Origin of the sequence: Sphingomonas sp. Leaf34 (assembly GCF_001421805.1) — a bacterium.
In the GTDB taxonomy this organism is placed as follows: Bacteria; Pseudomonadota; Alphaproteobacteria; order Sphingomonadales; family Sphingomonadaceae; genus Sphingomonas.
This window is the reverse complement of record NZ_LMLC01000001.1, coordinates 999,274-1,011,826: the sequence shown is the minus strand read 5'-3', so window position 1 is coordinate 1,011,826 and position 12,553 is coordinate 999,274. Positions and strand designations below refer to the sequence as shown.

Below are 12,553 nucleotides of genomic sequence, written 5' to 3'. Positions count from 1 at the left end.
TCGGAAGGGCGCGTTTAGTCGGGGTCTTCGGCGCTGTCCAGCCCCGTTTGCGAGATTGCGCGCCCAGGGATGCGATAGCCTTCGCCAAGCCACTGCAACAGGTCGCGGTCGCGGTGGCGGCTCGAGCAGAACGGCTTGTACTCAGGCACCGCAGGCTGGTCGCAGATCGGACATGTGACGGTCGAGGCAGTCGCGGTCATCGGGCGCTCTCCAGGTCGTGGACGACGCCGGTGCGCCGCGTGAGGTCCGCCAGCCACGCAGGACGCGCCAGCAGGCGTGCATGGACCGTGGCAGGCAAAGTGTGGCGGCGCGACGCGGTCGGCGGCGTGCGTTCGAGCGTCCGCAGCGTCGCGCGGGCCGCTGCACCGACCGGATCGGCGCGCAGGATTTCGGGGATCGACGCGCGCGGGCGCGGGCGGACGATCTGAAGGAAGCCGAAGCCGTTCATCGCGGTCCGTTCGAACGGCTGCGGCAAGGATTCGTCGATTGCCACGGCAACGGCGGTGCGCTGCGCTTTGCCGGCAAGCGTCGGGAAGTCGATCCCGATCGAGCCGCCGATGCCGTGGCGACGAATCGCCCGCGCCACGGCATGCGCGGCGGCGATCGCGAGTGTATCCAGCGGTGGTGCGCCGTCGACGTCGAACAACGTCATCGCCGGCGTCGGCGAGAGGCGCAGCGCGCCGAGGGGGAAGACGATCTCGCCGCTTACCGCTTCGTCGAGCAGTTCGGACCAGCCCGCCGCCTCAAGCGCGTCGGGTTCGTGCGCGCGGGGGCTGTGGATGGGCAGCCCGGTCGCCACCAGGCGCTCATAGAGCGTCGGCGCGGGGCAGGGGGGCAGGTCGCTCGGGACGGCCTTGGCGAGCTTCGCACGGCCCGCTTCGGGCAGCGCGTCGCGGACGATCTCGACGGTCAGGCCGGCGCCCTGCGTGATGCCTGCCGGAAGGTGGTTGATCAGCGCGTCGCCGGCGTCGAGCGTGACGCGGCCGCGGCGGCCCGGCAGCAGCTCAATGAGCCGGGCGCGGGCGACGAGGCCGACCTTCAGCGCGTTGCCGTCATCGAGCTCGATCGCGGCCTCGATGATCCGGTCGTCCTGCACCAGCGCGGCCCGCGCTTCGCCGATGCCGGCTTCGTAGAGCCATGCAGGCCCCGTATCAGGCAAGCGCGACGCCCGCGGTCTTCAGCAGCGCGCGCGTTTCGAACAACGGCAAGCCGATCACACCCGAATGGCTACCCGAGAGGAAGCGCACGAACGCCTCCGCGCGGCCCTGGATCGCATAGCCGCCGGCCTTGCCGAGGCCTTCGCCGCACGCGAGATAGTCGTCGATCTCGGCGGCCGAGAGCGGCTTGAACGCGACGATCGTGTCGGCGATGCGCGTACGGACCTTGCCGGTCGCGTCGATCACGCAGACCGCGGACAGGCAATGGTGGCGCCGCCCCGATAGCTTGCCGAGCAGGTCGCGCTGAATGTCGAGCGTATCGGCAGGCGGCAGGATGCGGCTGCCAAGCGCGATCGTCGTGTCGCCAGCAAGGACGATCTCGCCCTCCGCCCGTGCGACCGCGGCGGCCTTCTCGACCGCGAGACGCAGCGCATAGGCGCGCGGGGGTTCGGCCTTGCGCGGGTTCTCGTCGATATCGGGCGAGGCCACGCGCGACGGTACGACGCCGAGCCGCGCGAGCAGGTCGCGGCGGCGGGGCGAGGAAGAGGCCAAGACGAGTGCTGGGACCACCATTAATGCCTCGTAACAGCAAGCGGCGGGCGCCGAGGCGCCCACGGGCTTATTTGAAGCGGTAGGTGATGCGACCCTTGGTCAGGTCGTACGGGGTGAGTTCGCACAGCACCTCGTCGCCGACCAGCACGCGGATGCGGTTCTTGCGCATCTTGCCGGCGGTGTGACCGAGAATCTCGTGGTCGTTTTCGAGCTGAACCCGGAACATCGCGTTGGGGAGGAGTTCCACCACGCGGCCGCGCATCTCGAGCAGTTCTTCCTTGGCCAAATATAATCTCTGAATTGGGGGAATTTCGGGACGAGCGCCCTTACCGCAGGTTCGCGAAAAAGGAAAGCAGGGCCGAAGCGCGGTCACAGGCGTCATGCCCATGCCCGCTTGTGTGATTCGGATATCGGCGTTCCGTGGGAGAGAAACAAGGGAGTCCTGTCATTGCCAGAGCGGTGGCGGCGCAGCGGTCACAACAGGCTCGGCTGGTGCACGGTCGCCTCACGTGCGGCGCGGCGGAAGGCGGCGCGGTCGACATTGGGGATGCGCGGCCGCTTGCCCTGGAACAGGTCGGCGAGCGTCAGGATCTGGAGTTTGGGAAACGCCTCGTCGACACCGGCACGGTAGATTCCGACGGCGGCCGCGCGGCGTTCCATCTCGCGCGTCGGCTTGGCGTTCATGATGAGGATGCCGATCGGTGCCTTTTCGCGCGCGATCGTCGCGGCGAGCGTCTCGACCATCGCGGTGTCGGGGTTGAGCCCGCCCTTCACCGAGACGATCGCGCGGTGCGTGACCATCTTGCCCGACGCGCTATCGTGGTCGTTGAAATAGATCAGCCCGTCGATCCCGCCGTCCGCGCCCTTTTTCCGGCCGCCGAACGGGAGCGCGTCGACCATCGACACCGCCCACCACTGGAACTGGTATTTGTCGCGCAAGGCGAGATCATACGCCGAGGCGAGGTCCTTCGGCGTCCCCTCGACGGTGAACGTGACCGCGGGGAACGCGTCCTTCATCCGCTTTTCGATCAGCGAGATGGCGAGATGCGTGACGTCGATCCCGATCCATTGCCGCTTGAGCTTTTCCGCGGCGTGCACCGCGGTGCCGCAGCCGCAGAACGGGTCGAGCACCACGTCCCCCGCGTTTGACGACGCGGCGATTATCCGCTCGAGCAGCGCCACCGGTTTTTGCGTCGGATAGCCCAGCCGCTCCTTCGAGACCGGCGCGATGATCGGAATGTCCCAGACGTCGTTCATCGCGACGCCCGGTGACAGGCCCGATTCCTGCGTCGGATTGCGCGCGCCGTCCGCGGTGAACGTCACCTTCTGCAGCGCGCCCTTCCAGCGCTTTTGCGAACTTGGCGAGGGCGGCACGGTGAGCGTGTTGAACAGGTTGCCGGTTTCGCGCTTGGTGTAGAACAGCAGGCAATCGTGCATCCGCTGGAACCGGTGCGACACCGACGGCCAGCGGCGATAGCTCCAGATGATCTCGTTCTGGAAATGCCGCTTGCCGAAGATCGCGTCGAGCAGGAGTTTCAGGTAATGGCTCGCGGTCGGATCGCAGTGGAGATACAGGCTGCCGGTCGGCTTCAACACGCGGTGCAGTTCGAGCAGGCGGACCGCCATCATCGCCAGATACGCCATCATGTCGTTGTCGCCGAGAAACCCGCGCATCGCGTTGAGCAGGTCGAACGCCTTGGTGTTGCCGCTCCGCGCGACCTGGTCGAAGGCGTCTTCCGCGGTCTCGTTCCAGTGCCAGGTATCCTCGAACGCCTCGATCTGCGCGTTCGACGCGCGTCCATCGGGCTCCTTGAACAGGATCCCGTAATTGGCGTTCGAATTGAACGGCGGGTCGAGATAGATCAGGTCGACGCTCTCGTCGGCGACCTCCTTGCGAAGGACGGCAAGGTTGTCGCCGTAGAAGAGATGGTTTTCGGGCCGGTTTCGCATGACCCGAGGATGCGGGGACACATTGCCGTTCGTCCAAGCGAGATGCATCCGTAGTCGGCGGATTTGCTCCGTTGTGGAGTCTTCCGGCGAGGGGCACCGCCCATGTCCTTCGAGGGTTCGAGCGGGGCGGCGGCGCGCTTGCGATGATGATCGCCGAGCAGGCGGCGTACCCCGCCGCTCGGCGATCAGGCTCGATCAGCCGATACCGCCGCCGGCCAGCGCCGCGAGCAAGAGCAGCGCGACGATGTTGGTGATCTTGATCATCGGGTTCACCGCAGGGCCGGCGGTGTCCTTGTAGGGATCGCCGACGGTGTCGCCCGTCACCGCGGCCTTGTGCGCTTCCGAGCCCTTGCCACCATGGTTACCGTCCTCGATATATTTCTTGGCATTGTCCCAGGCCCCGCCGCCGCTGGTCATCGAGATCGCGACGAACAGACCGGAGACGATCACGCCGAGCAGCATCGCGCCGAGCGACGCGAAGCCGGCGGCCTGCCCCGCGACCGCGGTGATGATGAAATACACCGCGAGCGGCGACAGCACCGGCAGCAGCGAGGGCACGATCATCTCGCGGATCGCCGCCTTCGTCACGAGGTCCACCGTCCGCGCGTAATCGGGGCGACTGGTGCCGAGCATGATGCCGGGATTGGTGCGGAACTGCTCGCGGACCTCCTCGACGACCGCGCCGGCGGCACGACCGACCGCGGTCATCCCGAACGCCCCGAACAGATAGGGGAGCAACGCGCCGAGCAGCAGCCCGACGATGACGTACGGATTGCTCAAGCTGAAATCGACCGTGACGTCGGGGAAATAGGTCGCGAGATCGGTGGTGTAGGCGCCGAACAGCACGAGCGCGGCGAGCCCCGCCGAGCCGATCGCATAGCCCTTGGTCACCGCCTTCGTGGTGTTGCCGACCGCGTCGAGCGCGTCGGTCCGCTGGCGGACGTCGTCGGGCAGGCCCGCCATCTCGGCGATGCCGCCCGCATTGTCGGTGACGGGACCATAGGCGTCGAGCGCGACGACCATCCCCGCCTGCGCAAGCATCGCGGTGGCGGCAAAGGCGATGCCGATGATCCCGGCGAGCTGATAGGCGACGATCACCGCGACGACGATGACGAGCGTCGGCAGCGCGGTCGATTCGAGGCTGATTGCAAGCCCCTGGATGACGTTGGTGCCGTGGCCGGTCTCCGACGCCTTGGCGATCGACCGGACCGGGCGGTGGTTGGTGCCGGTGTAATATTCGGTGATCCACACGATCAGCCCGGTGACGACCAGCCCGATCATCATCGACCAGAACAGGTCCATGCCGGTGAAGCTCTGCGTCAGCGATGGCGCGGCCTGAGTCGTCAGGTCGTCGGTGGCGGGATCAAGGAAGCCGGCGCCGCCGATCACGCGGTGGAGATCGCCGAGCACGTACTGCGTGGCGAGATAGATCGCCGGGATCGACAGGAACGTCGAGGTGAAGAAGCCCTTGTAGAGCGCCCCCATGATGCTGCCGCCGCCGAGCCGGACCATGTAGGTGCCGATGATCGAGGTGACGATGCACACCCCGCCGACGAGCAGCGGGAGCGTCATCAGCCGCATCAGCTCGGCACCGCTCGCCTGGATCAGCAATGCGATAGAGATCATCGTGACGCCAAGCGTGACGACATAGGTTTCAAACAGATCGGCAGCCATGCCTGCGCAGTCGCCGACATTGTCGCCGACGTTATCGGCGATGACCGCGGGGTTGCGGGGGTCGTCCTCGGGGATGCCCGCCTCGACCTTGCCGACCAGATCCGCGCCGACGTCTGCCGCCTTGGTGAAGATGCCGCCGCCCAGACGCGCGAAGATCGAGATCAGCGATGCGCCGAACGCGAGCGCGGTCAGCGCCTCGACGATGATCCGGTCGTTGGGCGCGTGACCCGCGGGACCGGTGAGATACCAGAAGAACGCACTGATCGCGAGCAGCCCCAAGCCCGCCACAAGCATGCCGGTGACCGCGCCGGACCGGAACGCCATCGTCAGCCCGGCCTGCAGCGACGTGCGCGCGGCCTCGGCTGTGCGGACGTTGGCGCGGACCGAGATATTCATGCCGACATAGCCCGCGACGCCCGACAGCACCGCGCCGATGACGAAGCCGATCGTCGAGATCATGCCGAGCGTGAGGAGAAGGATCGCCGCGACGATGACGCCGACGATCGCGATCGTGGTATATTGCCGCCCGAGATAGGCCTTCGCGCCTTCCTGGATGGCGGCGGCGATGTCCTGCATCTTGGCGTTGCCGGGAGAGGCGGCGAGCACCTGTCGACTCGTGACGAACCCATATAGGACGGCAATGACGCCGCAGATCATGGCCAAATAGACGGTCGTCATACGGCGCTATCCCTTTTCCAGTTCCTCCTCCGGTCTCGGCTTTGCCGAGTCCCGATGTCCGGAGCCTATCAGTGCAGGGGTATTGCGCAAGTTATCCCCGCGGGGCGTGCTCATAGCCTAGACTTGCCGGGAGCGGGACGGGCGTGCCCGAGTCGTGGAGGGTAAGGCCCGCGCCGGACGAGAACGCGCCGATCCGCGTCGCATCCGTGACGAACTCTTCGGGCGCGGCGAAGAGGAGCTGATAATCGTCGCCTGCGGTCGCCGCCGCGATCCGGTCGCCCGAAAAGGCACGATAGGCAGGCGACAACGGTATGCAGGCGAGGTCGATCGCCACCGCGAGCCCGCTCGCGCGCGCCATCCGCGCGGCGTCGATCAGCAGGCCGTCGGACACGTCCATCATCGCATGGACCTGCGGCGCGAGCAGGCGCCCGTCGGCGAGGCGCGGCTGCGGGCGCCGGTACGCAGCCAGCAGCTCGGCCGGGCCGTCCTCGCCGAGCGCGATGGCGAGCCCTGCGCCGGCGTCGCCGATCGTGCCGGTGACGTAGAGCGCATCGCCGGCGCGCGCACCGCCCCGCGCCGGCGCGGCGGCGTCGCTGCCGAACGCGGTGACGGTCAGGATGCGCGGCGCGCCCGGCGGCAGCGTGACGGTATCGCCACCGATGATCCGCGTGTCGAACGCCGCGAGGATGTCGGCGAGCCCGTCGACAAAGGCGGGGTCCCACGCGTCGTCGCCCAAGGGGTAGTTGAGGAGGATCCCTTCGGCGATCGCCCCCTTAGCGGCGAGGTCGGAAAGGTTGGTCGCGACCAGCTTCCACGCGACGTCCTGCGGCGGGTCGCTGGGCAGGAAATGCACGCCTTCGACGAGCGTGTCGGTGGTGATGACGAGCGGGCCTGCATCGAGCAGCGCGGTGTCGTCGTTGAGACTACGCGCCGCCGGGTGGAGCGGGAGGCGGCGGAGCGCGGCGATGAACTCGGCTTCGGTCATTGCTGCTCCCCAAGCACTGCCGTCGTCCTGACGAAAGTCAGGATCCAGAGCTACGAACGGTGCGCGCCGTTACTCTGGATCCTGGGTCGAGCGCAGGATGACGAGCGTTCAGCCCCGAACCTCTTTCGCGATTCCGTCGAGCAACCCGTTCACGAAGCCCGACTCGCGCTTGTCGTAGAAGGCATGCGCGACGTCGACATATTCGCTGATGACCGCGGCGACGGGCACGTCCTTGCGCGCGAGCAGTTCGAAGGTGCCGACGCGGATGATCGCCTTCATCGGCTTGTCGAGCCGCGCGAGCGTCCAGCCCTTGGCGAGCTTGCCTTCGATCAGCCCGTCGATCTCGCCCGCGCGCGCGTTGGCGCCGGTTACCAGGTCGTCGAAGAAATCGACGTCGGCCTCGGCATATTCGACGTCTTCGATCGTCGCGCCGAGCCGGTGCTGGTGGAATTCGTTGAGCAGGACGGGCATCGCGGTGCCCTCCATCTCATGCTGGTAGGTCGCCTGGACGGCGGCGAGACGCGCGGCGGCGCGCGCCTTTGTGCGGGGGGCGGTTCTGGACATAAGCGGTTGCCTGTACGCGCGGGGGGCTTGCGTGTCAGCCCTTAGCGTTTCGCCTGTGTCTAGGCGAAGAAGATTGGTTCGCGCGGAGGCGCGGAGGCGCGGAGACGCGGAGGTGTTGCGTGCGGCGCAGCCGCTCCGATCTCCTCATCGGCCGGTGATCGAAGGGCCACTGCGCGGCGAGGTCGACACCTCCGCGCCTCCGCGCGAACAAAATCAGTGGTTGAGGCGGAGCCGCAGCGCCACTGATTTGGCATGCGCGGGCAAACCCTCCGCATTGGCGAGCGCGACGGTCGCGGGGCCGAGTTCACGCAACGCGGCTTCGTCGAGCGCCAGGAAGCTGGTGCGCTTCATGAAGTCGAGCACCGACAACCCGCTGGCGAATCGCGCACGGCGGCCGGTCGGCAGGACGTGGTTCGGGCCCGCCACGTAATCGCCGATCGCCTCGGGCGTGTAGCGGCCGAGGAACACCGAGCCGGCATGGCGGATGCGGTCGAAGAAACCCTGCGGATCGGGGATGGCGAGCTGGAGATGCTCGGCGGCGAGCCGGTCGACCAGCGGGATCGCGTCCGCCAGCGTCTCGACGACGACGATCGCGCCGTTGGTGTCCCACGCGACGCGCGCGACCGCCTCGGTGGCGAGGTCGCGCAACTGGCGGTCGACCGCGTCCGCGACCTTGTCGGCGAAGGCGGCATCGTCGGTGAACAGGATCGACTGCGTCGTCACGTCATGCTCGGCCTGGCTGAGCAGGTCGGCGGCGGTCCATTCGGGGTCGTTGAGCGCGTCCGCAACGACGACGATCTCCGACGGGCCCGCGACCATGTCGATGCCGACGACGCCGTAGACCTGGCGCTTGGCTTCGGCGACCCAGGCGTTGCCGGGGCCGGTGATCACGTCGACGGGCGCGATCCGGCCTGCGCCATAGGCGAGCGCGGCGACCGCCTGTGCGCCGCCGACACGCCAGACCTCGTCGACGCCGGCGAGATGCGCGGCGGCGAGGACGAGCGGGTTGATCTGGCCGTCCGGGGTCGGCGTGACCATCGCGAGACGGCCGACGCCGGCGACCTTGGCGGGGATCGCGTTCATCAGCAGCGAGGAGGGATAGGCGGCGCGGCCACCGGGGACGTAGATCCCGGCGGCGTCGACCGGCAACCAGCGCGCGCCGAGCCGGACGCCCGCCGAGTCGACCGAGTCGCTGTCGAGCGGCCGCTGTTTCTCATGATACGCGCGGATGCGAGTCGCGGCGAGTTCGAGCGCGGTGCGCAGATCGGGATCGAGCGCGTCGAACGCGGCCTTGCAGTCGGCGGCGGCGATCTGCCAGCCGGTGCTCTCGAGGTCGTGGCGATCGTGCTTTTGCGTGAGGTCGCAGATCGCGGTCTCGCCATCGCGACGGACGGCGGCGATGATCGCGGCGACGTCCTGCGTGACGCCGGCGTCGGATTCGCGGCGGTCCTCGACGAGCGCGGTGAAGCGCGCCGCGAAGTCCACGTCGGTGGTAGAAAGGCGGATCATGCGGCCTGCTCCTGCGACTCGACCGCGCGACGGAACGCCTCGACCAAGGGCACGACCCGTGCGCGCGTCTTCATCGCGGCGCGGTTGACTACCAGGCGGCTGGTGACCTCCATGATCGTCTCGACCTCGACGAGCCCGTTTTCGAGCAGCGTGCGGCCTGACGAGACGAGGTCGACGATGCGCGGCGCGAGGCCGAGCGTCGGGGCCAGCTCCATCGCGCCGTTGAGCTTCACGGATTCCGCCTGCACGCCGCGGCCCGCGAAATGCGCCGCGGTCACGTGCGGGTATTTTGTCGCGACGCGGACATGGCTCCAGCCGCGCGGATCGTCCTTCGCCGCCATCGCGGCGGGTTCCGCGACCGACAGCCGGCAATGGCCGATGCCGAGGTCGACCGGCGCATAGAGTTCCGAGTAACCGAACTCCGCGATCACGTCCGAACCGACGATGCCAAGCTGCGCCGCGCCGTGCGCGACAAAGGTCGCCACGTCGAACGCGCGTACCCGGATCAGCGAGATGTCCGGATCATTGGTCGCGAACCGGAGCGCGCGGCTGTTCTCGTCCGAGAACGACGCTTCGGGATGGATGCCGGCACGCGCGAGCAGCGGCAGCGCCTCGGCGAGGATGCGTCCCTTGGGGACGGCGATAATGATCTGGGAGTCAGGCACGCGCCGGGCTTTACGGGTGGCGCTTGGCGGGTGCAACAACCTGCACATGGCAAATGAACCGGCAAACCGCGCATGCTTCGACATCCAGGCGGGCTATTGCACCGCGATGGACGCGCCGGTGACGGCGCGGGTCTGCACGGCGCTGGCGCACGCGCTCGATCGCGACAGCGCGACGGGGCGGCGGGCGCTCGACTGGGCGGGCGAGCCGGTCGCCGATGCGCTGGCGTTGCGGCTGGTCGGCGGCTTGCACGCGCTGCACCGGGCGGGCGTGGACCCGGCGCTTTCGGCGGTGTTTTCCGGCGCGCAGACCGACCCAACGCGCGTTGCGGCCACGGTGAAGGCAACGCTCGTTGCGCAGGATGCGGTCTTGCTGCCGTGGCTCGACGGGCCGCCGCAGACCAACGAGGCGGCGCGGTCGGCGGGCATGATGACCGGCATCTTGCATCTGGCCGAGCGATACGGGCCGCGGTTCGAGCTGCTCGAGATCGGATCGAGCGCGGGGCTCAACCTTCTGATCGACCGCTATCGGTTCGATCTTGGCGGCGTGGCGGTCGGGCCATCGGCATCGCCGGTCACGATCCGCCCCGAATGGCGGGGTGCGCCGCCGCAAACCGCGCCGGTCGCGATCGAGTCGACTCGCGGCGTCGACATTCAGCCGGTGGATGTCGCGGATCCTGTCGCGGCGGCGCGGCTCGAGGCGTATGTCTGGGTTGATGCGGTCGAGCGGCAGGCGCGGCTCGCGGCGGCGATCGCGATGGTGCGCGAGGAGGGCGTCGATCTGGTGCAAGGCGATGCGGCGGACTGGGTCGAGGCGCGGTTGGCCGAGCCGCATCGCAAGGGCGTCACGCGCGTGCTGATGCATTCGGTGGTGTGGCAGTATCTGCCCGCGGCGTCGCGCGAGCGGATTCGGATCGCGATGGAGGCGGCGGGGGCACGTGCGACGGCCGAGCGACCGCTCGGCTGGGTGATGATGGAGCCCAACCGCGATCTGCACCGGCACGAGGTGCGCGTACGCGGTTGGCCGGGCGAACGAGCGATGGAACTGGTGGCGCTGACGCATGCGCACGGTGCCTGGGTCGAAGGGCTCTCCGCCCCCTATGAGACTCGCGATTACGTCATGCGGCGCGGCGCGTACGACAAGGATTGAGACGGCCGGGATTTCTCCCGGCCGGCATCAATCGGCTTAGTAGAAGAAGCCGTTGTTGACCTGCGCGACGCGACCGTTGCGCGTGTCGACCAGGACGACGTCGCGGCCGTAGCGGACCCAGCGCTGATAGCCATAGGCCGGACGCGACAGGCGATAGGTCTGATAATCGTTGATCCAGTACTGACGGCCATAGTAATTTGGCGCGAAGCGGTAGCCGACGCTTACCGGACGATAGCGATAGCCGCGCGGGCCGACATAAGCGGGGCGGCGATAGACGTTGCCGTGCGTGCGGCGATAGTCACGCCAGTCCTCGCGGCGCTCCTGACGGTCTTCGCGCAGCTCGCGACGGGCTTCGCGGATGTCGCCGCGGTCGCCATAACGGCGGGCCTGCTGGAGTTCGCGCTGGCTCTGGCGGACTTCGCGCTGGTCGCGGCGGACTTCGCCATAGCTCTGCGCGGTGGCGAACGTGGGAACCAAAGTGGCGGCGGCAACGGCCGCGAGGATCATCTTACGCATGACTGCTCTCCTGTCTTCAACGCCGTATCAAACGGCATGACAGAGGTTTTGCTCCCTCGCCGCTGAATGCTTTCAGAATGCGGTGGTCAGGAAGCAGCCAGGTAGCGGCAGGGGCGCTGGCGTCTTTCAGATCCCCCAGCGGCGCATCGCGGCGATCACCGCCTCGGGCTTTTCCCAGGGTACGAAATGCCCGGCATCGACCTTTTCGATCGTCAGTTCGGGCACATAGTCGGCAAGGTCGAGCTGGCTCGGCAGCAGCGCGGTGTCGCGCATGCCCCAGATCACCAGCACCGGCATCCGCATCGGCGGGAAGGGCGCATCCAGGAAGGCGGGGCGCGGCGGCGTCTCGTCCATTGCGGGCACGACGATCGCGCTGGCGCGGTACCAGTTGAGCATCGCGGTCATCGCGCCCGGCTGCGACCATTCGTCGAGATAGGCGGCCTTGTCCTTGCCCGCGATCGCCTGCGTCACATGATGTGCGAAGGTCGAGCCGAGGAATTTCTCGAGCCCCGCGCCGGTCAGCCCCTGGTCGATACTGGTGTCGCGGAAGCGGCGGATATACTGGCTCGCCTTGCGCTGTTCGGGATCGTCGAAGATCGTCCGCTGGAAGACGAGCGGGTGGGGCGCGTTGACGATCACCAGCCGTTCGATCCGGTCGGGATGCTGGAGCGCGGCCATCCAGGCAACCGCGCCGCCCCAGTCGTGACCGACCAGCGTGAAGCGGTCGATCTTCAGGTGATCGGCGAGCGCGAGCAGGTCGGCGACGATCTTGTCGGGGGTGTAGCTGGCGACGCCCTCGGGCTTAGACGAGCGGGCATAGCCGCGCTGGTCGGGGGCGATGACATAATGGTCGCGCGCGAGGTCTGGGGCGATGTTACGCCAGGTGCGGTGCGATTCGGGAAAGCCGTGGAGCAGGATGACGGGTGGATGCGCGGGATCGCCGCTGATCGCGACGTCGAGGTCCACGCCGGTGGATAGTCGGAGGCTCTGCAGCTCGGTCATGTCTTTCTCTCCCGCTCGTCGGCCCCTTCTGGTTCGGGGGCCGATCTGGTCTGCGCCAATTTTGGGGAGTGTGCGGTACCGCGGGGGTCGGGACAAGCGCCAGATGCATTTTCGATCCTCCCCCGCCAGGGGGAGGTGGCAGGCGTCAGCCTGA

Annotated in this window: 13 protein-coding genes; 1 reads left to right on the top strand and 12 read right to left on the bottom strand. The window is 68.0% G+C overall.

From position 1 onward, the window contains the following. Nucleotides 1-14: 14 nt before the first annotated feature. From ASF00_RS04580 to hisG, 10 genes are all read right to left on the bottom strand, one after another. Nucleotides 15-200, bottom strand: a complete 186-nt coding sequence (locus ASF00_RS04580; RefSeq protein WP_055874677.1) for a DNA gyrase inhibitor YacG — start codon at nt 198-200, stop codon at nt 15-17. Further along, entirely contained in the window at nt 197-1,159 is a 963-nt protein-coding gene (locus ASF00_RS04575; protein WP_055874674.1) for a ribonuclease, read from the bottom strand. Before ASF00_RS04575 ends, ASF00_RS04580 begins: the two co-directional genes overlap by 4 nt. Next, nucleotides 1,152-1,730 (bottom strand): Maf family protein, encoded by a 579-nt coding sequence (locus tag ASF00_RS04570; protein WP_055874671.1) that lies wholly within the window; start codon nt 1,728-1,730, stop codon nt 1,152-1,154. Before ASF00_RS04570 ends, ASF00_RS04575 begins: the two co-directional genes overlap by 8 nt. 46 nt (nt 1,731-1,776) lie before the next feature. Then, complete coding sequence (gene infA / locus ASF00_RS04565; protein ID WP_031441079.1) at nt 1,777-1,995, bottom strand: translation initiation factor IF-1; 219 nt, start codon at nt 1,993-1,995, stop codon at nt 1,777-1,779. Between the two features lie 188 nt (nt 1,996-2,183). Further along, nucleotides 2,184-3,659, bottom strand: coding sequence for a DNA-methyltransferase (locus tag ASF00_RS04560; RefSeq protein ID WP_055874668.1), 1,476 nt, complete (start codon nt 3,657-3,659; stop codon nt 2,184-2,186). Between the two features lie 195 nt (nt 3,660-3,854). Beyond that, the gene (locus ASF00_RS04555) at nt 3,855-6,011 is read right to left on the bottom strand and encodes a sodium-translocating pyrophosphatase (protein ID WP_055874665.1); all 2,157 of its coding nucleotides are present in this window, start codon (nt 6,009-6,011) and stop codon (nt 3,855-3,857) included. A 91-nt stretch (nt 6,012-6,102) separates the two neighbouring features. Further along, on the bottom strand, nt 6,103-6,996 hold the full coding sequence (gene thiL, locus ASF00_RS04550; protein WP_055874662.1) for a thiamine-phosphate kinase: 894 nt from the start codon (nt 6,994-6,996) through the stop codon (nt 6,103-6,105). Nucleotides 6,997-7,104: 108 nt separating this feature from the next. After that, on the bottom strand, nt 7,105-7,560 hold the full coding sequence (gene nusB / locus ASF00_RS04545) for a transcription antitermination factor NusB (RefSeq protein ID WP_055874659.1): 456 nt from the start codon (nt 7,558-7,560) through the stop codon (nt 7,105-7,107). A 213-nt stretch (nt 7,561-7,773) separates the two neighbouring features. Next, the gene (gene hisD, locus ASF00_RS04540; protein WP_055874655.1) at nt 7,774-9,069 is read right to left on the bottom strand and encodes a histidinol dehydrogenase; all 1,296 of its coding nucleotides are present in this window, start codon (nt 9,067-9,069) and stop codon (nt 7,774-7,776) included. Continuing rightward, the gene (gene hisG / locus ASF00_RS04535; RefSeq protein WP_200910469.1) at nt 9,066-9,734 is read right to left on the bottom strand and encodes an ATP phosphoribosyltransferase; all 669 of its coding nucleotides are present in this window, start codon (nt 9,732-9,734) and stop codon (nt 9,066-9,068) included. The genes hisD and hisG overlap by 4 nt, the downstream gene beginning before the upstream one ends. Before the next feature lie 46 nt (nt 9,735-9,780). On the opposite strand from hisG, the gene ASF00_RS04530 reads away from it, so the two are divergent. Next, a complete protein-coding gene (locus ASF00_RS04530; RefSeq protein WP_055875430.1) occupies nt 9,781-10,881 on the top strand; it encodes a DUF2332 domain-containing protein in 1,101 nt (366 codons plus the stop codon). 36 nt (nt 10,882-10,917) lie between these two features. Here ASF00_RS04530 and ASF00_RS04525 read toward each other — a convergent pair whose 3' ends face one another. Both ASF00_RS04525 and ASF00_RS04520 read right to left on the bottom strand, forming a co-directional pair. Continuing rightward, a complete protein-coding gene (locus tag ASF00_RS04525) occupies nt 10,918-11,397 on the bottom strand; it encodes an RcnB family protein (RefSeq protein ID WP_055874652.1) in 480 nt (159 codons plus the stop codon). Between the two features lie 126 nt (nt 11,398-11,523). After that, the gene (locus ASF00_RS04520) at nt 11,524-12,399 is read right to left on the bottom strand and encodes an alpha/beta fold hydrolase (RefSeq protein ID WP_055874650.1); all 876 of its coding nucleotides are present in this window, start codon (nt 12,397-12,399) and stop codon (nt 11,524-11,526) included. Between the last annotated feature and the right edge of the window lie 154 nt (nt 12,400-12,553).

Coding starts and splice junctions, on each gene's coding strand:
- ASF00_RS04560 (WP_055874668.1), bottom strand. CDS start 3,659: ATGCGAAACCGGCCCGAAAACCATCTCTTCTACGGCGACAACCTTGCC.
- ASF00_RS04580 (WP_055874677.1), bottom strand. CDS start 200: ATGACCGCGACTGCCTCGACCGTCACATGTCCGATCTGCGACCAGCCT.
- ASF00_RS04570 (WP_055874671.1), bottom strand. CDS start 1,730: ATGGTGGTCCCAGCACTCGTCTTGGCCTCTTCCTCGCCCCGCCGCCGC.
- nusB (WP_055874659.1), bottom strand. CDS start 7,560: ATGTCCAGAACCGCCCCCCGCACAAAGGCGCGCGCCGCCGCGCGTCTC.
- ASF00_RS04530 (WP_055875430.1), top strand. CDS start 9,781: ATGGCAAATGAACCGGCAAACCGCGCATGCTTCGACATCCAGGCGGGC.
- ASF00_RS04525 (WP_055874652.1), bottom strand. CDS start 11,397: ATGCGTAAGATGATCCTCGCGGCCGTTGCCGCCGCCACTTTGGTTCCC.
- ASF00_RS04555 (WP_055874665.1), bottom strand. CDS start 6,011: ATGACGACCGTCTATTTGGCCATGATCTGCGGCGTCATTGCCGTCCTA.
- hisD (WP_055874655.1), bottom strand. CDS start 9,069: ATGATCCGCCTTTCTACCACCGACGTGGACTTCGCGGCGCGCTTCACC.
- ASF00_RS04520 (WP_055874650.1), bottom strand. CDS start 12,399: ATGACCGAGCTGCAGAGCCTCCGACTATCCACCGGCGTGGACCTCGAC.
- thiL (WP_055874662.1), bottom strand. CDS start 6,996: ATGACCGAAGCCGAGTTCATCGCCGCGCTCCGCCGCCTCCCGCTCCAC.